Below are 18,578 nucleotides of genomic sequence, written 5' to 3'. Positions count from 1 at the left end.
CGGTGCCGCGCGGGGAAAATCAGAATCCGGTGATCACGTGCAGGCGGTCGTGCAGGGGATCGGTGACGTGCACGGCGCCGGTGCGCTGGTCGACGGCGACCTGCCCCGGGTTGATGCCGAGCGCGAGTTCGCCGGTGATCTCGCCGCGGGTGCCGTCGATGCGGACGAGCCCGTCCGGTCCGCCGTTGGCGTAGACGGTGTGGCTGGCCTGGTGCACCGCGACCGAGGACGCCTCGCTGCGCAGCAGGATCGTGCGGGTCTGAGCGCCGTCGACGACCGACAGGTGGTGGATGCCGGAATTCGCGACGTACACCGTGCCGGTGCCGTGGTGGACGGCGAGCCCGGCAGGCCCGTCCCCGACCGGGATGCTCGCGGTGAAGCGGCTCGTGTCCAGGTCGAGGACCTCGACGGTGCCGGTGTGGAGGCTGGCGAAGTACCCGGTCCGCCCGTCGATGGCGGCGCTGCTGAACCCCCGGCCGGGGGCTTCGATGGTCGCTGCGAGCGCGCCTCCGAAGAGGTCGAGCACGCGCACGGCGCCGGTCTCGCCGGACGCGACATACAGCCGGTATGTATCCGGGTCGAGGGCGAGCGCCGCGGGTCCGGGGCCGGACGCGACGACGTTGGTGACCCGCCCGCCGTCGAGGACCGCGGTGGTGCCCGGCGTGCGGTTGGCGACGTAGACCAGGCCGGTGCGCTCGTCGACGGCCAGGTCGGCCGGGACGCCCCCGGCGGGGACGGTCGCCACGGTGCGCCCCTGGACGATCACCGAAACCGTCCGGTCCGCCGTGTTCGCGACGTGGCAGACGCCGGTGACCGGGTTCACCGCGACCGCCTGCGGCCGCCTCCCGACCGGGATCGATGTCAGCAGCGGCGCCGCGCGGGCCGGGGACGGCAGCCCGAGCAGCGCCGCGGTCGTGACCAGGCCGAACACCGTGCGGCGGCTGACCCCGGCGGCGCCCATGACCGACCTCCCCGCGATGTTTGGGGTACGCGGGTCGAACGGTAACCCGGAGTGCTCACCGGCGCGCGCGGAGATCATGAAGGAACTTCACTTCCGTTTCGTGCGTTGGGAAAGCGAGTGTTGGTAAGGAGGCGCAGGGCACGTGCACAGGCACCAGAACGGGCTGAAGACCGCGCTGTTGCTCGGGTTGCTGAGTGCCATCATCATCGCGATCAGTTCACTGTTCGGGCGTGGCGCGTTGTTCGTCGGGCTCGCGCTCGCGCTGGGGATGAACGCCTACGCCTACTTCAAGTCGGACACGCTGGCGCTGCGCGCGATGCGGGCACGGCCGGTGTCGGAGCCCGAGCAGCCGGTGATGTACCGGATCGTGCGGGAGCTGGCCACGTCGGCGCGCCAGCCGATGCCGCGCCTCTACGTGAGCCCGACCGTCGCGCCGAACGCCTTCGCGACCGGCCGCAACCCGCGGCACGCCGCCGTGTGCTGCACCACGGGCATCCTGGAGCTGCTGGACGAGCGCGAGCTGCGGGCGGTGCTCGGGCACGAGCTGTCGCACGTCTACAACCGGGACATCCTGATCTCGTGCGTCGCGGGTGCGCTCGCGAGCATGGTCAGCGTGCTGGCGAACCTGGCGATGTTCGCCGGCGTGTTCGGCGGTAACGACCGCGAGGGCAACAACCCGCTGGGCTCGCTGCTGATCATCCTGATCGGCCCGATCGCGGCCGCCATCATCCGGATGGGGGTCAGCCGCTCGCGCGAGTACCAGGCGGACGCGTCGGGCGCCGCGCTGACCGGTGACCCGCTCGGCCTGGCCTCCGCGCTGCGCAAGCTGGAGTACGGCACCCGGCGGGCGCCGCTGGTGCCGGAGCCGCAGCTGGTCTCACAGTCGCACCTGATGATCGCGAACCCGTTCCGCCCCGGCGAGACGTTCTCCCGGATGTTCTCCACCCACCCACCGATCGCGGACCGCATCAGGCGCCTGGAGGAAATGGCCCGCCGCGGCCCGTTCTGAGCCCCGCTTGACCGGCGCCGCCCGTCCGTCGCTGTAGGCGGCCGAGTCCCCGCTCTGGGGTCGCCCGGTTTCCGCGTCACCCGAGATCCTCGGATCGAGGGCACCGTTCCATGCCGGGCCGCGGCCCATTCCGAGCGTCCCGGTCCTGCCGCTCGGAGCCACCGCACCGGCGGCCGTGACCGGCCCGGCGCAGCCCGCGCTAGCGACGGCTTCGCTTGATCCGCTTCGCCAACCCCATCGCGTGGTAACCGCCGCGCGGCTGGTCCGGATCCACGACCCACAGGATGTCCCGCACGGCCTCCGCCTCGTGCTCGTAGCCCACCTGCAGGATGGTCCAGAGGCCGTTGCGCGCCTTGAGCCGGCAGTGCTCCCCGAGATCGGCGGGCTGCCCGGCGTAGGAGTCACCGGACACGAGCACCGGCAGCACGTCCAGCAACTCCACCCGCGCGAAGTCCGGCAGCGGACCGGCCAGCGCGGCCAGGATGACCTCGACCGCCGGGACCGCCACCTCGAACAGGTTCCCGCTGATCTCCAGGTGGTTGTCCAGCCGCGCGCCGAGGGCTTCGCGTGGCTCGGCCGCCTCCAGGATCGTTTCGAACGTGCCCGGCAGGTGCGCCCCGCTCCGCCCGCAGCCGCACCGCAGCCGGCCCCAGTCGTGCCGCGCCAGCTCGGCGCGCACGAGCCTGCTGACCGCCACTAACCCACGGCCCCCGCGGCACGGGCGCACGCCACGACGTAGTCCCCGTAGCCGGACTTCGACAGCTTCAGCCCGAGCGCGAGGCACTCCTCCGGATCGATGTACCCCATCCGCAGCGCGACCTCCTCCAGGCACGCGATCCGCACGCCGGTCCGGTGTTCGAGCACCTGCACGAACTGCCCGGCCTCCAGCAGCGAGTCGTGCGTGCCGGTGTCCAGCCACGCGAACCCGCGGCCCAGCTCGACCAGCTTCGCGCGCCCCTGCCGCAGGTAGGTCAGGTTCACGTCGGTGATCTCCAGCTCGCCCCGCTTCGACGGGGTGAGGCCGCGCGCGATCTCGACGACCTGGTTGTCGTAGAAGTACAGCCCGGTGATCGCCTGGTTGGACTTCGGCCGCTCGGGCTTCTCCTCGATCGACACGAGCCTGCCGTCCGCGTCGAGCTCGCCGACGCCGTAGCGCTGCGGGTCCTTCACCGGGTAGCCGAACAGGACGCACCCGTCCAGCTCGGCGACCTCCTGCTGCATCCGCCCGGAGAAGCCCTGCCCGTAGAAGATGTTGTCGCCGAGGATCAGCGCCACGTCGTCGTCGCCGATGAAGTCCGCGCCGATGACGAACGCCTCGGCGAGGCCGTTCGGGCTCGGCTGTTCGGCGTAGCTGAGCCGTAGGCCGAACTGGTCGCCGGAGCCGAGCAGGCGCTGGAAGTTGGGCAGGTCGGCCGGCGTCGAGATGATCAGGATCTCCCGGATCCCGGCGAGCATCAGCACCGAGATCGGGTAGTAGATCATCGGCTTGTCGTACACCGGCAACAGCTGCTTCGACACCGCCTGGGTGATCGGGTGCAGACGCGTCCCGCTGCCGCCCGCCAGCACGATGCCCTTCATGTCCCCAGCTCCTTCCGGATCGATCCGGAACCACCCTAGCGTGTCTTCATCCTTCACATACATACAGTCTGTATGTATCTTCGAGGGCATGACTCGCTCACCAGCACTCGGGCAAGAAAAGCGCGTGACCCTCCGCCACGGTGACGTCCGCTACTTCGAACGCGGCGAGGGGCGGCCGGTCGTGTTCGTCCACGGCGCCCTGGTCAACGCCGATCTCTGGCGGCACGTCGTCCCGGATCTGGCGGCAGCCGGCTTCCGGTGCCTCAGCATCGACCTGCCGCTCGGCGCGCACGAGGTCCCGCTCCGGCCGGACGCCGACCTCAGCCCGACCGGGGTCGCCGACCTGATCGCGGACTTCCTCGACGCCCTCGACCTGCGTGACGTCCTGCTGGTCGCGAACGACACCGGCGGAGCCCTCACCCAGATCATGCTGTCCCGCCGTCCGGAGCGGGTCGGCAGCGTCGTGCTGACGCCGTCGGACTGCTTCGACCACTTCTTCCCGCCCCTGTTCCAACCGCTCGTCCCGCTCGCCCACATCCCCGGCTCGATGCGCCCGGTCGCGGCGCTGCTGCAGGTCAAGGCGCTGCACCGGATGCCGTTCGTGTTCGGGTGGGTCACCAAGTACCCGATCCCGGCGGAGTTCGTGGAGTCCTACGTCCGGCCGGCGCACCGGGACGCCGCCATCCGCCGCGACCTGCGCAAGTTCCTCCGCGGCGTGCGCCCGAAGTACACGCTGGAAGCCGCGGAGAAGCTGCGTGCGTTCGACAAGCCGGTGCTGCTCGTGTGGGCGGACGAGGACCGGACCTTCCCGCTGCGCCTCGGCAAGCGCCTCGCCGCGACCCTGCCGAACGCGCGCCTGGTCGAGGTCGCCGACTCGTACGCCTTCGTGCCGGAGGACCAGCCGGCCGAGCTGGTGCGGCACATCCTGGCGTTCGCGGGCGTCATGGCAGATTAGGGGCGTGCGCCGTACGCAGGAAGAGCGATCCCAGAGCACCCGGGCCGCGTTGGTGGCGGCCGCCCGCGAGCTGTTCGCCGAGCGCGGTTACCAGGCCGTGCCCGCGGACGAGATCGTGCGGGCCGCCGGGGTGACGCGGGGCGCGCTCTACCACCACTACGGCGACAAGCAGGGCCTGTTCCGCGCCGTGTTCGAGCAGCTCGAGCTGGAGGTCACCGCCGAGGTCGAAGCCGCCACGAAGGACGCGCCGGACCTCGCGACCGGGTTGCTCTTCGCGCTCAAGGCCTTCCTCGACGCCTGCGAGCGCGCCGACATCCGGCAGATCTCGCTGATCGACGCCCCCGCCGTGCTGGGCTGGACCACGTGGCGCGAGATCGAGGCAGAACACGGCCTCGGCCTGGTCATCGGCGTGCTGCGGGAGGCGGTCGAGCAGGGCCTGATCAAGCCGCTGCCGGTCGACGTGCTGGCCCAGCTCGTGCTCAGCGCCGTCAACGAGGCGGCGCTGATGATCACCCACGCGGACAACCCGGCCCAGGCCAGGTCGCACGCCGAGCAGGTGCTCGCCACCTGGCTGATCGGCCTCCTCGCGGAATAACGCCGGGCTGCCCGACGTTCGCCGGGATCGTGCAGGTGGAGATCTGGTCCGATGTCGTGTGCCCGTGGTGCTACCTCGGCAAGCGGCGCTTCGAGCGCGCGCTGGCCGGGTTCGAGCACCGTGACCAGGTCGAGGTGACCTTCCGGTCCTTCGAGCTGGACCCGCGCGCACCGCGTGAGCCGCAGCCGAAGGCGGCGCTGATCGCCGCGAAGTACGGGATCAGCGAGGCGGAGTTCGCCGCGAACGAGGAGCGCCTGACGCAGCTCGCCGCGGCGGAGGGGCTGGAGTACCACCTGGACGGTGGCGTCATCGGCAACACGTTCGACGCCCACCGCGTGCTGCACCTCGCTCGTGAGCGCGGCCTGCAGGACGCGGTCGCCGAGCGGTTCTTCCGCGCCTACTTCACCGAGCGGCGTTCGGTCTTCGACGAGGATTCGCTCGTCGAGCTGGCGGCGGAGTCCGGGTTGGACGCCGACGAGGTCCGCCGGGTGCTGGCCGACGGCGCGTACGCCGACGAGGTCCGCGCGGACATCGACCAGGCCCGCGCGCTCGGCGCCAACGGCGTGCCGTTCTTCGTCTTCGACCGCCGTTACGGGGTGTCCGGCGCCCAGTCCACCGAGACCTTCGCGGCCGCGCTGGACAAGGCCTATCAGGACGCGGAGCCCTTGCCGAAGTAGATCTTGCAGACGTCGCCGTCGTAGTCGGCGGCCAGTTCGAGGACGTTGCGCCCGTCGTCCACGGGCAGCAGCGACGAGCTGTAGTTCGGGCAGAAGTTGTTGTAGGCGCGGGGAACGTGCACCGGCGCGGGCAGCTCGTACCAGTTGCCCGCGCCGAAGTCGTCGTTGGCGAGCAACACCTGGCCGTTGGACGGCAGCGGATTTCCGGCGCGGTCGGTGTAGATCTGGCCGACCATCAGGAGTCGAACTCCGTTCGGTCCGCCGGGGAAGACCGTGACGTTGTGGGCGTGCTGGAAGTAGTTGCCGTTCGCTGTCACGACGCGGGTGCCCGGGTCGGCGGGGTCGCCGTAGTTGGCGCCGTCGGGTGAGATCCTGAAGTACGGGTCGCAGTAGCGCTGGCCGTAGTTGCAGATCTCGTAGCCGAAGTAGTAGCGGCCGTCGGGCAGTTTCCGCACGATCGGCATGCCGGGGCGGACGCGGTCGGGCGAGATCGCGACCGTGCTCTGCTTGGTGCCCCAGGTGACGCCGTCGGTGGACGCGACGCGGTTGAGCACCTGGCTGTGGCGCGGCGCCTCGGTTTCGTCGGCGTAATGCATCCACAGTGTCCCGCCGGAGTCCACTGTGAACTCCGGCTCGAACACGCCGTCGTGATTGTGCGAGCGGGCGGCTTCGGACAGGAAGCTCCAGTTCCGTCCACCGTCCGAACTGGACCAGATCCGGATCGACATGCGACGGCCGGCGCCGCCGTTCTGCCCGTAGGAGGCCGCCCACAGCAGCGTGCCCGCCCGCAGTCGGCCGACTCGTTGCGGCAGTTCGTAGATGCTGCCGCAGCATTCGCCCTGTGCCCCCGCCGGATCGCGGACCTCGCCGATCTGGCGGAACGACGCGCCTTCGTCGGTGCTCTCGTAGATCCGCGCGAACGCGCCGCCGCCGTCCCAGCTGTTCACGGACGCGACGATCCGGCCGCGCCGGAACGGCGCGTGTTCCAGGCGGATGACCCGGGGGTACGCGCCGACGCCCAGTTCGGTGCGCTGCGCCGCATACGCCGGAACCGTCAGCACGCCCGTCGCGGCCAGCAGTGTGAGCATCAGCGCGGCCATTCGGCGCATCCGTTGCCTCCCCTTCACTCTCAGCAGCGGAATTAGACCACAGGGTGATCACCGGCTGGGCTGTGAAGGTGGACAAAAGGCAACTTTGTAGCGCAATAGCACGTTAGAATCAACCTCTTGCCGGATCGTTGAACGATCCCCTACGTTCGGAAGGCAGTGGCACAAGCCACAGTTCACGACGAAGGAGAGGCAAATCTCGTGGAAAACCTTGCTCCCGAGGACTTCGACCTGGACCTCCGCATCTCGGCTCCGGCGCAGGACGGGGACCTGCTGACGAACAAGTCGGGCTTCAGCGACATCTGCGCCACCCTGTGGCCGTCCTGCTGACCTGATCCGCGGGTGGCGGGTCCGCGGGGGCCCGCCACCCGTCCAGCCGGGAGGCGAAGCGATGTTCACGTGTGCCGGCCCGGCCCTGCTGCGGGCGGCGGTGCGACCGCGGACGACGGGGCCGATCCCGCCGCTGGAGGTGCTCGCGGCGGACGAAACCCTGATGGAGGCGGTCGAAGCGGCCAGTCCCAGCCTGGCCCGCGACGTCCTCCGCGTGGTCCGCGGCGAGCCGGTCAAGGACAAGGTCCGCCGGCGCAGCGCGCTCGCCCTCGCCAAGTACCACCTCCGCCTGACCGGGAGGCCGACGCCGTTCGGGCTCTTCGCCGGCGTCGCGCCCGTGCGCCTCGGCGACCAGCCGGAGCTGCGGATCGGGCGGCAGCACCGTCCGACCAGCCGGACGGACGCCGAGTGGCTGGACGGGGTGCTGCGGCGATTGCGGACCGATCCGGTCGTGCTGCCGCACACGGTCCTGGTCGCCAACAACGTCAGCGTCATCCGCGGTGACCGGCTCGTGCTGCCCGAGCGGTACGAAGACGCGCATCGCCGGGAAGCCTCGATCCGGTTCACGCCGCTGGTGCGCGCGGTGCGGGAAATGACGCGTACGCCGGTTCCGTGGCCCGAGCTGGTGGCGCAGTTGTGCCGTCGCTTCCGGCGCACTGGTTTCGAAGGCGTGCTGCGGCAGCTCGTCGAGGTCGGGGTGCTGCTCACGGACCTGGATCCGCCGCCGGACTGCGTCGACCCGCTCGCCCACGTGCTCGGCCGGGTGCCTGCCGGGCACCCGGTGCACGCGGAGTTGAGCGCGGTCCGGCGCGAGTTGCGGGCCGCGGACGCGGCGGTGCCGGACCGGCGGGCCCGTCGGCGCGCGGTGGTGGCCCGGATGCGGGCGCTGCACGACACGGACGACGTCATCCAGACCGACCTGCGCCTGGACGTGTCGGCCACGTTGCCGGCCGAGCTCGGCGCGGAAGCCGCCCGGGCGGCGGACGTGTTGTGGCGACTGGGATCCACGGCGGGACCGTCCTGGTCGGACTCCTACCGAGAGCGCTTCCTGGAGCGGTACGGCAGCGACCGTCTGGTGCCGGTGCTGGAACTGCTCGACGACACCCGCGGCCTCGGGCTGCCGGAGTTTTCGCAGGGCCCTTCGCGTCCCGGGCCTCGTGGTCTGATCGAGCACCTGCTCGCCGCGGTGCGCGAGGGGCGCGACGAGATCGAACTCGACGACGAGCTGGTCGATTCGCTCGCCGGGGACCTGCCTCCGCGACGGCCGGTGTCGATGGAGTTGTGCGCGGAGGTGCTCGCGCCCAGCTGGGACGCCTTGTGTGCGGGCGAGTTTCGGCTGGTCGTCGGTGAGAACCTGGGCTCGCCGCAGGCCGGGTCGACGATCGCGCGGTTCGCGCACCTGATGCCCGAACTCGACGACGAGCTGACCGAGCTGGTCCGCGACGGCGCGCCGGCCGGTGCCGCGCAGCTGGCCTGCCGTCCGCGGACCATCCGGTCGGCGAACGTCGCGTCGGTGCCGCAGCGGCTTCCGGTGCGCATCCCGGTGAGCTGCGGCCCGGCCACCGCGGACGTTCCCGACCTGCGCCTGGACCAGCTGGCCGTGGGCGCGACGCAGGACGAGCTGTACGTCGTCGACCTGGCGTCCGGGCGGCGGGTGGTCCCGGTCTCCGGGTCGATGCTGAACCCGCGCAGCGGGCACGTCCCGCCGGTGGCGCGGTTCCTGCTCGAGCTGGGGGAGCAGGAGAACCCGTCGTGCCTGCCGTGGCGGTGGGGCGACTTGTCGACAGCTCCGGCGCTGCCACGCGTCCGGTACGGCCGGACCGTGCTCGCGCCGGCCCGGTGGCTGCCCAGCCGGGAGATGCTGGACCCCTCGTCCGACTGGTCGGACGCAGTCCGGAGGTGGCGACAGCGCTGGGACGTGCCGAGGCGGGTGCAGCTGACCAGTTCGGACAACCGGATCCCGATCGACCTGACGGACGACGGGCACCTCGCGGTCTTCCGCGCCGAGCTGCGGAAGACGCCGCGGCTGGTCGTGCAGGAGGTCCTGTCGCAGGGCGACGGCTGGCTGGACGGCCACGCGTGTGAGGTCGTGTTCCAGTTGTTCGGAGAGCGTCCCGCCGCCCGGCCGGCGCCGGCCACGCGAACCCGGTCCGAGATGCTGGACCTCCCAGGTGGCGACTGGTTGTACGCCAAGCTCTACGCGGGGAACGCCGCGCAGCGTCAGATCCTGCAGTCGCACCTGGCCGATCTCGTGGCCGGTGTGGCGGACTGGCACTTCGTCCGATATGCCGATCCTGATCCGCACCTCCGGATCCGGTTCGCGGGCAAGCCGGACACGCTGTGGACGACGCTGTTGCCGCGCCTGCACGAGTGGGCGGCCGGGCTGTGTGCGCAGGGGTTGGCTTCCCGGCTGGTGCTGGACAGCTACGACCCCGAGGTCGAGCGGTACGGCGGCCCGGATGCGATCGCCGCGGCGGAGCGGGTCTTTCACGCCGACTCGCTGGTCGCGCTCGGGATGCTGGAGCGGGAGCTGGACGAGCCGGCGGTGGCGTTGAGCGTGCTCGACCTGGTCCGGCATTTCGGACAGCCGCCGGAAATCCTGGACTGGCTGGCGGCATCGGTGCCGCTCGACCTGCGGCGAAGCGTGCCCCGCGACCGGCGGGAGTCCCTCGCGACGGCGATCGACGCCACCGGTCGTCCGTCACTGGACCAACCGTGGAGGCGCCGGAGCCGGGCTCTTGGCGACTACCTGGAGCACCTGTCGCCGGAGCGGCACGGCCGGGTGGCGCTGAGCCTGGCGCACATGCACTGCAACCGCGTGTTCGGGATCGACCGGGCGCGGGAGCAGGAGGTGTACGCGCTGGTGCACGGGGCGTTGGCGCTGCGGATGGACCGCGGGAGGCACGGCCGATGAGCACCGCGACGAGCGGACGACCCGCGGAGGAGGACCGGTGAGCACTGCTGTTGCGACCCGGCGGGCGCGATCCTGGGCTGAGGTGGCGCGGTGGGTGCGGCTGCGGGGGATCAACTGTCCCCAGCGCATGACTTCCGAGGAGGAGCGGTGAGCACAGCTGTCGTCACGCGGCGGGCGCGGGCCCAGGAAATCGCGCTGGAGGTGGGCGATCGCCTGCGCTCGGTGGGTGATCGCGGCCCTGGCCTGTTCGACGGCCACCCGGGGCTCGCGGTTCTGCACGCGGCACTGTCCGCATGGGACCCCGCGCGCGCCGCGGTCGCTCATGCCCACCTGGCCGCGTCGGGCGAGGTCGCGCCGGAGGCGGTCGTGCCCGCGGTCCTGGTGCACCGGGCCGTGCACGGCGGCGGGTACGACGGGCTGATGCGCAAGGCCGGCGCGGCGCTCGCGGAGGTGTGCGAGTCCTGGCCGGAGCGCGACCGGCCGGCCGCCGCGGACTACGACGTGATCAGCGGGCTCGCCGGCAAGGGGCGGTTGTTGCTCGCGCTGGGCGGTGACCGGTGCCTGACCGCGCTGGAGGGCGTGCTGGAGCGCCTGGTCGCGTTGACGCGACCGGTGCTGGTGGACGGGCACGAGGTGCCCGGGTGGTGGTGCGCGCCGGAGCGGTACGCGGTGGACGCGGACCGCGAGCGCTACCCCCGGGGCGACTTCGACGCCGGCCTGGCGCACGGCATCAGTGGTCCACTCGCACTGTTGTCACTGGCCCACCGGCACGGTCTGCGGGTGGGCGGGATGACCGACGCGATGCGGGTGGTCGTCGACTGGTTGTTGCGGTGGTCGTGGACGGACGAGTCCGGGGTGGGCTGGCCGTCGCGCGTGGGGTTCGACGCGCAGGTGCGGGGCTCGGCGGTGCCGGCGTTGCGGTCGGCGTGGTGTTACGGCACGGCCGGGGTGGCGCACGCGCTGCACCTGGCGGCCACCGAGCTGGGCGACGCGGGTGCGGCGGGGCTGGCGGTGGCCGCGATGCGCAGGCCGGGCCCAGCGGAGGGCCCGACCGTGTGCCACGGGGATGCCGGGTTGTTGCAGGTCAGCACGCGGATGGGGGTCCCGGCCGACCGGGTCGCCGACCGGGTCCTGGCCGCGTTCGACCCGTCGGCGCCGTTCGGCTTCCGGCACCGCCTGCACACCGGTGGGTGGGCCGACGAGCCCGGGTTGTTGCAGGGCGCCGCCGGGGTGGCGCTGGCGCTGGCGAGCTACGCGGGCAACCCGGCCCCGTGGGACGTCGCGCTGCTGCTGGCCTGAGGGGTCAGCGGTAGTTGGTGAACTGCAGCGCGATGCCGAAGTCCTTGTCCTTCAGCATGGCGATGACGTCCTGCAGGTGGTCCTTCTTCTTGCCGGAGACGCGGAGCTGGTCGCCCTGGATCTGGGCCTGGACGCCCTTGGGGCCCTCGTCGCGGATCACCTTGGCGATCTGCTTGGCCTTGTCGGAGGCGATGCCCTGGAGGATCTTGCCGTTCACCTTGTAGGTCTTGCCGGACACCGCGGGCTCGTCGGCCTCGAACGCCTTCAGCGAGATGCCCCGCTTGATCAGCTTCTCCTTGAACACCTCGACCGCGGCCTTCACGCGCTCCTCGGTGTCGGCCTCGATCGTCACGGCTTCCTCGCCGGCCCAGGAGACCTTGGCGTTGACGCCGCGGAAGTCGAAGCGGGTGGAAAGCTCCTTGGCCGCCTGGTTCAGGGCGTTGTCGACCTCCTGCCGGTCGACCTTGCTCACCACGTCGAATGACGGATCCGCCACGTGTCCTACCTCGTCGTTTCGCTTGTCGGCTGACCACACCATAGCGCCGCCCCCACCCCCGTCGGAGGCCCGCCGGAGGGTTGGTAAGCTAGTCCCCGACCGGGACGCCCGGTCATGGCGGGTTGCCCGAGCGGCCAAAGGGATCTGACTGTAAATCAGACGGCACTGCCTTCAGAGGTTCGAATCCTCTACCCGCCACACCACCGGGAAAGCCCCGTTGACCTGCGAGAACAGGTCGGCGGGGCTTTCCCCGTATGTGCGATGGTGGTTGAAGCGGCCGGGGACAGCGGGCCACGCGTGCCGACGTCGGGGGTCGCTCTGTGGAGCTGGGTGAAGGAGCGTGTGTGCGCGAGGTCGCGACCAACATCCGCATCCTGAAGTCGTCCCGGAAGCGGCTGGCTCCGGGCGATGTGTTCGCCGTGCAGATGCCGGACGACTTGTACTCGTTCGGGCGGGTCATCAAGACCGACGTGCCGATTCATGCGATGACTCGCAACATCCTGATCTACGTGTTTCAGACACGATCGGAGAGCAAGGACGTGCCTCCGCGTGAGCTGCTTCGTCCCGAGCAGCTGCTCATGCCGCCGCTGCTGATCAACCGGCTGCCGTGGTCGCGCGGCTACTTCGAACACCTCGGGAACCTCCCGCTCGAAGCCGGTGAGGTTCTGCCGGTTCACTGTTTCTGGAGCTTCAGCCGCAAGGTCCACTACGACGACGCGGGCAACGTGCTGCCGGGGCCGGTCGGGCCGGTCGGAAGCCACGAGCTCAACAGCTTCCGGACGTTCGACGACAAGATCAGCGACGCCCTAGGCGTGCCCACGGTGCCGAAACGAGTGGCTTGACGGACCAATACCCGCCCCCATCGGCTGCGAATCGGGGGTATGGCGACCACGACCACGACCACCCGGCCCGAGCGGCTGTCCCTCGTCCGGGCGGGGCTTTGCGGGGTGCTCGCGCTGGTCGCGGCCCTCGCGGCTGGGCATCTCGTCGCCGGGGTCGTCAACGTCAACGCCTCGCCGTACCTCGCGGTCGGCAACACCGCCGTCGACCTGACTCCGTTGCCTCTCAAGGACTTCGCGGTACGTACATTCGGTACGTACGACAAGCTCGTCCTGCTCGTGGGGATGGCCGTCGTCCTCCTGGTGGTCGCCGCGGGGGCAGGCGTCGCCTCGCGGCGGTCGTTGTGGCCGGGGACCCTCGTCATCGTGCTGTTCGGGCTCCTCGGCGTCGCCGCGGTGGCCGCACGTCCCGACCTGAACACGCTCGCGCTCACCGCGCCCCTCGTCAGCCTTCTCGTCGGCGTCGGGGTGTTCCGGCTCCTGCACCGCGGCGCGGGCCACGACGCGTCGCGGCGGTCGTTCCTGCTCGTCGCGGCCGGGGCGGTCCTCGCGGGAGTTGGGGGACAACTGCTGGGGCGGACACGGAACGCGGCGAGCTCCCGGGCCGCGGTTGGGCCTCTCGTGCCCGCGCGGACCGCGCCGGCCATCCCGCTCGACGCGGACTTCGCGCACTTCGGCACGCCGCCCTTCCGCACCCCCAACCGCGACTTCTACCGGGTCGACACCGCGCTCACCGTCCCGCAACTGCGCGCCGAGGACTGGTCGTTGCGCCTCCACGGCCTGGTCCGCGCCGAACAGCGCTACACCTACGCCGACATCCGCGACCGCCCGCTCGTCGAGCGCACCATCACCATGACCTGCGTCTCCAACGAGGTCGGCGGCCCCTACACCTCCACCGCCAACTTCATCGGCATCGACCTCGCCGACCTGCTCGACGAGGCCGGCGTCCAGCCGGGCGCCGAGCAGCTCTTCGCCACCAGCGTCGACGGCTGGACCTCCGGCACGCCCGTCGCCGCCGCAGCCGACCGCGGCCGCGGCGCCATGCTCGCCCTCGGGATGAACGGCGAGCCCCTGCCGCTGGAACACGGCTTCCCGGCCCGCCTCGTCGTCCCCGGCCTCTACGGCTACGTCTCCGCCACCAAATGGGTCGTCGACCTCGAGGTCACCACCTGGCGAGCCCGCCAGGCGTACTGGCTGCGGCGCGGCTGGGCCGAACAGGCGCCGATCAAGACGCAGTCCCGCATCGACTTCCCCACGGGCTTCGCGACCGTGCCTGCCGGGACGGTGCGCGTCGCCGGGACCGCGTGGGCCCAGCACACCGGCGTCGACCGGGTCGAGGTGCGCTTGGACACCGGCCCCTGGCTGGACGCGCGACTGTCCACAGAGGTCAACCCCGACACGTGGCGCATGTGGTACGCGGACCTGCCGGTCTCCCCGGGCTTCCACCAGGTCACCTGCCGCGCCACCGACCGCTCCGGCTACACCCAGAGCCAGGACCGCGCAGGCACCGTGCCCGATGGTGCGACCGGCTGGCACGGAATTTCCTTCACCGCCAACTGATTCCAATCCGGCCCGGAACCGGCCACGAATCCCGTGCACCAGCAGGAAATCCCGAATGGAGTGATTCTCGTGAAGACTGTACGCATCGCCGGGGCCGGTCTCGCCGCCGCGGCAATGTTCTCGCTCGCGGCCTGCGGCACGGACGGCGAAAGCGCTTCCAGCGCGGCAGGCACGTCCATGGCGCCGTCGAGCGCCATGCCCGCCCCGATGTCCGGCGGCAACGGTGTGACCACCAACGCCGACGTGTTCGGCCCCGCGTGCGGCCAGCTGCCACAGGGCAGCGCGCCGGGCAGCCTGGACTCGATGGGCCCGCAGCCCGTCGCCACCGCCGCGAGCACGAACCCGTTGCTCACCAAGCTGGTCGCCGCAGTCAAGGCCACCAACCTGGTCGACACGCTGAACAGCCAGGAAGGCATCACCGTTTTCGCGCCGGCCGACTCCGCCTTCGAAGCGGTGGGCGAGGCCAAGTTCACCGAGCTGGCCCAGAACCCGAGCCAGCTGGCGCCGATCCTGCAGTACCACGTCGTCCCGCAGCGCTACGACGCCGCCGGGCTGGAAGCAGCGGGCAGCGTGCAGACGCTGAACACCGCAGGCGGGCCGGTGAAGATCGAGGGTTCCGGCGAGAACATGACCGTCAACGGCGCCAAGGTGCTGTGCGGCAACATCCCGACCGAGAACGCGACCGTGTTCGTCATCGACAGCGTGCTCGCCCCGGGCACCAACAAGTAGGACGGGGAACCGGGCCCGGCGGGAGTTCCGCCGGGCCCGTTCTTCGGTTAGCGTGGAGGCCCGTCGTCGACACTGGGGGTGGAGATGGGCGTACTCGACGCGGACCTGCCGGTCGCGCCGGACATCGTCGAACTGGCCCTCGGCCTGGTCGCGTTCCTCGTGCTGCTGTTCCTCCTCGCGAAGTTCGCGGTGCCGCGCTTCGAGGCGTTGTTCGCGGAGCGGGCGGACAAGATCGACGGCGGGATCGAGAAGGCCGAGCAGGCGCAGCAGGCGGCCGCGGAGGCGCTCGACCGCTACCGGGCCCAGCTCGCCGACGCGCGTGCCGAGGCGGCGCGGATCCGGGAGGAGGCCCGCGCGGAGGGTGAGCGGCTGCGCGCGGAACTCCGGGCGGAGGCGCAGGACGAGGCCAGGAGGCTGATCGCCCAGGGCGAGGCGGACCTCACCGAGCAGCGCGGTCGTGTCATCGCCGAGATGCGGCCCGAGCTGCGGCGGCTCGCGGTGGAGCTGGCGGAGCGGATCGTCGGCGAACCGCTGACGGACGAGGCGCAGCGGCGGGGCACGGTGGACAGGTTCCTCGCGGAGCTGGAGCGGCGGTAGCCCCAGAACGGCACGGACAGCCCTGGACGGCACGGTGCCTGGTGGCCCTCCGTCCACCAGGCACCGATCGCGCCGTACTACCGGTTCTGCGCCGTCTGCTTGACGTCCTGCGCCGCGGACTTGGTCTCGTCCGCCACGGTCGACGCGGCGTCGGTCGCGGTCGACCGCACCGACTGGACCGCTTCCTGCGCCGGCTCGCGCAGGTTCTCCTTCATGTCCTGCGCCACCGAGCCGACCTGGCCCGCCATGCCCTGCGCCGATTCCTTGACCTGACCGGCCAGCTCTCGCTCCGGCCTGCTCGCCGGGATCAGGGACGACACCAGCCACCCGGCCCCGAACGCGATCAGCCCCGCGGCCAGCGGGTTGCCTTCGGTCTGACGACGCAGGGTCTGCGGCGCTTCCTGGACCTGCTCGGCGACGGTCGAAGCCGCGGACGAAGCCGTCGACGACGCGCTGTCCGCCGCCTGGTGCATCCGGTCCGTGGCCGACTGAACGCCGCTGGAAGCGCTTCCCATGACCCGCTCCTTCAGGTTCTGCGCGAGACCCCGCGCGCGGTGCACCCGGCGGTGCACGATGCGGCCGGGATTGACCTTTTCGGCGAGCGCGTCCACGTCGCTGCCGAGATTCCGTTGCGTGCCCTCGATCTCCTGGCGAAGGCGGTCGGGGTCCGTGGTCACGTTGTCCTCCTCATCTGGTCGGGCATCTGCTTGAGGCTGTCGACGGTCCGCTCGGGCACCGGATCGACGCGGCGCATCCGGCTGCGGCCCATGACGTACAGCACGGCCGCGATCACGGCCCACACGCCGGCGACGATGAGCGCAGCCCAGCCCTGGTCCATCACGTTGGCCAGCGCCCACCACAGCGCGATCGACAGGAACAACGCCACCATGTAGCCGCCGAACCCGGCGCCGCCGAGCATGCCCGCGCCCTTGCCAGCCTGTTTGGCTTCGGCCTTCACCTCGGCCTTCGCCAGCTCCAGTTCCTGCCGCATCAAGGTCGACAGGTCCTGCGAGATGTTGCTCATCAGCTGGCCCACCGACGCGTCGGCGACGTCCGGCCGCTGCCCTGGCGGTTGCGAATACGTCATGACGGCTCCGCCCGGTGCTGGCCGCCGGACACTGTGGCTCCGGATGGGTAAGCGCTTTCCGGCGGGTACGCGGTGGTCGGCGGGTGGGCGGCGGTCTCCGTCGGCGTGCCTGTCGTTTCCGTCGAGGTGCGTGGTTGCGGCGCGCCACCGCTGCTCTGCTCGCTCATGCTCGCCGCGACGCCTCTGGTCAGCCGGCCCGCGAGGAGTCCTGCGGCGGCCGCGCCGGCGAGGAACAGACCGGGCTTGCGCCGCGCGAAGTCACGCAGCTCGTCGATGAGGTCGCCCGGCTCCCGCGAATCGAGCCACGACGCCACTTTCTTCGCCCGCTGGGAAACCTCGCGGACGAGGTCCTGCGCCATTCCGGAATCCGACTGCTCCGACATCCGGTCCAGTTGATCGGCGATCGAATTCAGATTTCCGGCCGCTTTCTGCTGGCTGGTGCGGGCCTGTTCGCGCAATTGATCGACGCCCTGGTCCTTCAGGTTCCGTGCCTGCCGTTGGGCCTCGGATGCCACCTCTCTTGCTTGTTCCGCGGCGGTTCCGGTCACCTGGCTGCCCGAATCCGCGGCTTGCTCGCGCACGGCCTGCGGGGTCGAACTGCTGGTCTGCTGGGTCATTCCTCCTCCTCCACACTTGGTGCCGCGCGACTACCCGGCGCCATTCCCGGTAAACGAGGAAAACAATTCCGCTTCTCGGTGACCGGGGCAAAAATGAATCTCCGCGGCGGTAGCGTCGTGATCACGACGGGAGAGCTGGTGCGTGCCCGGCGCGCGGTGTCCGTGGTGTTCGCGGCGTGCGGGGCGGCGTTCGGAACGTGGCTCGCGCGGGTGCCCGCGGTGCAGGACCGGCTGGGGCTCACGACGGGACAGCGCGCCGCGGGATTGTTCGGGCTGGCGGCCGGATCGGTCGTCGCGTTGCTGTTGGCCGGCGCGGTGATCACCCGGATCGGCAGCCGGGCGGCGGCGGTCGTGGGGGCGGTCGTGTTGTGCGGCGGGCTGCCGCTCGTCGCGGTCGCACCGGGAGCGGCGGCCTTCGTCGCGGCGCTGGTGGTGCTCGGCGTCGGCAACAGCACGCTCGACGTGGCGATGAACGCCCACGCGGCGCGCGTGGAGGAGGGGTACGGGCGGCCGATCTTCGCCGGGTTCCACGCGTTCTGGAACATCGGCGGGCTGGCCGGTTCCGGCGCGGACGCGCTGGCGGAGGCCTGGCACGTGCCGGTGGCGGTGCATTTCCCGGTGGCGGGCGGGGTTCTGCTGGTGGTCGCGCCGGCGGCGGTGCTGGGCGGGTTCCTCCGCGGGCCGGACCGCGGCCAGGGCGGGCCAGCTTTCGCGTGGCCGGGGCGGGCGCTGGTGCCGCTCGGGGCGGTGCGTTCTGCGGGTTCGTCGCCGAGGGGGCGGTGAACAGCTGGGGCGCGGTGTACCTGAGCGAGGTGACGGCGGCCGGGCCCGCGGTCGCTTCGCTGGTGTACTTCGCGTTCTCGGTGACGATGATCGTCGTGCGGCTGGGCACTGACCGCGTCGTGGGGCGGATCGGGGCGGTGGTGTTCCTGCGGCTGGCTTCGGTGGTGGCCGTGGGCGGGTTCGCGGTCGTGCTCGTGGCGCCGGCGCCGGTGGTGGGGGTGCTCGGGTTCGCCGTGGTCGGGGCGGGGGTCGCGGGGATCGTGCCGGTGGCGTGGAGCGCGGCGGGCCGGGCGGAGCCGGCGGCGCCGGGACGGGCGGTCGCGGCGGGGGGGGGGGGGGGGTCACGCGGGGGTTCCGGGGGGGGCGGGGGGGGTTGGGGGAGGACCGGAAGGGCCACCCCTTGAACCCCCGTCAAATTCAAAAAATCCGGTTGCCCCCTCTTGCTT

The 18,578-nt window shown here is 71.4% G+C and carries 20 protein-coding genes and 1 tRNA gene; 13 read left to right on the top strand and 8 right to left on the bottom strand.

The genetic code is table 11. The features are described 5' to 3' along the window. Positions 1-19: 19 nt before the first annotated feature. Positions 20-961: a YncE family protein gene (locus tag ACCP09_RS05100; RefSeq protein WP_433743461.1), complete on the bottom strand. Its 942-nt coding sequence runs from the start codon at positions 959-961 to the stop codon at positions 20-22. 142 nt (positions 962-1,103) lie between these two features. Between ACCP09_RS05100 and htpX the strand changes: the two genes are divergently transcribed. Beyond that, complete coding sequence (gene htpX / locus ACCP09_RS05095) at positions 1,104-1,970, top strand: zinc metalloprotease HtpX (protein ID WP_400980459.1); 867 nt, start codon at positions 1,104-1,106, stop codon at positions 1,968-1,970. 199 nt (positions 1,971-2,169) lie between these two features. Here the strand turns inward: htpX and ACCP09_RS05090 are convergent, their stop codons facing one another. Both ACCP09_RS05090 and rfbA read right to left on the bottom strand, forming a co-directional pair. After that, a complete protein-coding gene (locus tag ACCP09_RS05090) occupies positions 2,170-2,667 on the bottom strand; it encodes a hypothetical protein (RefSeq protein ID WP_433743459.1) in 498 nt (165 codons plus the stop codon). Further along, positions 2,667-3,548 carry a glucose-1-phosphate thymidylyltransferase RfbA gene (gene rfbA / locus ACCP09_RS05085; RefSeq protein ID WP_027932696.1) on the bottom strand — a complete coding sequence of 294 codons (882 nt, stop codon included), beginning with the start codon at positions 3,546-3,548 and terminating at the stop codon, positions 2,667-2,669. The genes ACCP09_RS05090 and rfbA overlap by 1 nt, the downstream gene beginning before the upstream one ends. An 88-nt stretch (positions 3,549-3,636) precedes the next feature. Here rfbA and ACCP09_RS05080 point away from each other — a divergent pair, with 88 nt between their 5' ends. From ACCP09_RS05080 to ACCP09_RS05070, 3 genes are read left to right on the top strand one after another with little or no spacing between them, the layout of a single operon-like run. Continuing rightward, positions 3,637-4,503: an alpha/beta fold hydrolase gene (locus ACCP09_RS05080; RefSeq protein ID WP_027932695.1), complete on the top strand. Its 867-nt coding sequence runs from the start codon at positions 3,637-3,639 to the stop codon at positions 4,501-4,503. A 4-nt stretch (positions 4,504-4,507) separates the two neighbouring features. Then, positions 4,508-5,098, top strand: coding sequence for a TetR/AcrR family transcriptional regulator (locus tag ACCP09_RS05075; RefSeq protein ID WP_433743456.1), 591 nt, complete (start codon positions 4,508-4,510; stop codon positions 5,096-5,098). Between the two features lie 29 nt (positions 5,099-5,127). After that, entirely contained in the window at positions 5,128-5,775 is a 648-nt protein-coding gene (locus tag ACCP09_RS05070) for a DsbA family oxidoreductase (RefSeq protein WP_378364744.1), read from the top strand. Here ACCP09_RS05070 and ACCP09_RS05065 read toward each other — a convergent pair. Beyond that, complete coding sequence (locus ACCP09_RS05065) at positions 5,748-6,884, bottom strand: sialidase family protein (RefSeq protein ID WP_433743454.1); 1,137 nt, start codon at positions 6,882-6,884, stop codon at positions 5,748-5,750. The two genes, ACCP09_RS05070 and ACCP09_RS05065, sit on opposite strands and share 28 nt — an antisense overlap. A 198-nt stretch (positions 6,885-7,082) precedes the next feature. Between ACCP09_RS05065 and ACCP09_RS05060 the strand changes: the two genes are divergently transcribed. From ACCP09_RS05060 to ACCP09_RS05050, 3 genes are all read left to right on the top strand, one after another. Further along, the gene (locus tag ACCP09_RS05060) at positions 7,083-7,211 is read left to right on the top strand and encodes a hypothetical protein (protein WP_267283902.1); all 129 of its coding nucleotides are present in this window, start codon (positions 7,083-7,085) and stop codon (positions 7,209-7,211) included. A gap of 61 nt (positions 7,212-7,272) precedes the next feature. Continuing rightward, positions 7,273-10,125, top strand: a complete 2,853-nt coding sequence (locus tag ACCP09_RS05055) for a lantibiotic dehydratase (protein WP_433743451.1) — start codon at positions 7,273-7,275, stop codon at positions 10,123-10,125. Positions 10,126-10,272: 147 nt separating this feature from the next. Then, positions 10,273-11,424, top strand: coding sequence for a lanthionine synthetase C family protein (locus tag ACCP09_RS05050; protein WP_433743449.1), 1,152 nt, complete (start codon positions 10,273-10,275; stop codon positions 11,422-11,424). A gap of 4 nt (positions 11,425-11,428) precedes the next feature. Here ACCP09_RS05050 and ACCP09_RS05045 read toward each other — a convergent pair whose 3' ends face one another. Further along, a complete protein-coding gene (locus tag ACCP09_RS05045) occupies positions 11,429-11,920 on the bottom strand; it encodes a YajQ family cyclic di-GMP-binding protein (RefSeq protein WP_017986513.1) in 492 nt (163 codons plus the stop codon). A 116-nt stretch (positions 11,921-12,036) separates the two neighbouring features. On the opposite strand from ACCP09_RS05045, the gene ACCP09_RS05040 reads away from it, so the two are divergent. The 5 genes from ACCP09_RS05040 to ACCP09_RS05020 all read left to right on the top strand — a co-directional run bounded on the left by ACCP09_RS05040 (position 12,037) and on the right by ACCP09_RS05020 (position 15,645). Beyond that, positions 12,037-12,118 (top strand) — tRNA-Tyr (locus ACCP09_RS05040). A 146-nt stretch (positions 12,119-12,264) separates the two neighbouring features. Next, positions 12,265-12,762: an immunity 26/phosphotriesterase HocA family protein gene (locus tag ACCP09_RS05035; RefSeq protein ID WP_433743447.1), complete on the top strand. Its 498-nt coding sequence runs from the start codon at positions 12,265-12,267 to the stop codon at positions 12,760-12,762. A gap of 39 nt (positions 12,763-12,801) precedes the next feature. Next, positions 12,802-14,319 (top strand): molybdopterin-dependent oxidoreductase, encoded by a 1,518-nt coding sequence (locus ACCP09_RS05030; protein ID WP_433743445.1) that lies wholly within the window; start codon positions 12,802-12,804, stop codon positions 14,317-14,319. Between the two features lie 114 nt (positions 14,320-14,433). Next, positions 14,434-15,048: a fasciclin domain-containing protein gene (locus ACCP09_RS05025; RefSeq protein WP_378333895.1), complete on the top strand. Its 615-nt coding sequence runs from the start codon at positions 14,434-14,436 to the stop codon at positions 15,046-15,048. A gap of 84 nt (positions 15,049-15,132) precedes the next feature. Further along, positions 15,133-15,645 (top strand): F0F1 ATP synthase subunit B, encoded by a 513-nt coding sequence (locus tag ACCP09_RS05020; protein ID WP_027932688.1) that lies wholly within the window; start codon positions 15,133-15,135, stop codon positions 15,643-15,645. Positions 15,646-15,722: 77 nt separating this feature from the next. Here the strand turns inward: ACCP09_RS05020 and ACCP09_RS05015 are convergent, their stop codons facing one another. From ACCP09_RS05015 to ACCP09_RS05005, 3 genes are read right to left on the bottom strand one after another with little or no spacing between them, the layout of a single operon-like run. Next, positions 15,723-16,322: a DUF3618 domain-containing protein gene (locus ACCP09_RS05015; RefSeq protein ID WP_027932687.1), complete on the bottom strand. Its 600-nt coding sequence runs from the start codon at positions 16,320-16,322 to the stop codon at positions 15,723-15,725. Continuing rightward, positions 16,319-16,732, bottom strand: a complete 414-nt coding sequence (locus tag ACCP09_RS05010; RefSeq protein ID WP_027932686.1) for a phage holin family protein — start codon at positions 16,730-16,732, stop codon at positions 16,319-16,321. Before ACCP09_RS05010 ends, ACCP09_RS05015 begins: the two co-directional genes overlap by 4 nt. Next, positions 16,729-17,349 carry a hypothetical protein gene (locus ACCP09_RS05005; protein ID WP_378364720.1) on the bottom strand — a complete coding sequence of 207 codons (621 nt, stop codon included), beginning with the start codon at positions 17,347-17,349 and terminating at the stop codon, positions 16,729-16,731. Before ACCP09_RS05005 ends, ACCP09_RS05010 begins: the two co-directional genes overlap by 4 nt. A 117-nt stretch (positions 17,350-17,466) precedes the next feature. Here ACCP09_RS05005 and ACCP09_RS05000 point away from each other — a divergent pair, with 117 nt between their 5' ends. Further along, entirely contained in the window at positions 17,467-18,132 is a 666-nt protein-coding gene (locus ACCP09_RS05000) for a hypothetical protein (protein ID WP_433743441.1), read from the top strand. Positions 18,133-18,578: the final 446 nt, after the last annotated feature.

The organism is Amycolatopsis sp. 3B14 (assembly GCF_050958625.1).
Taxonomy (GTDB): domain Bacteria; phylum Actinomycetota; class Actinomycetes; order Mycobacteriales; family Pseudonocardiaceae; genus Amycolatopsis_E; species Amycolatopsis_E thermoflava.
The sequence above is the reverse complement of the archived record's forward strand: the minus strand, read 5'-3'. Positions and strand labels throughout refer to the sequence as shown.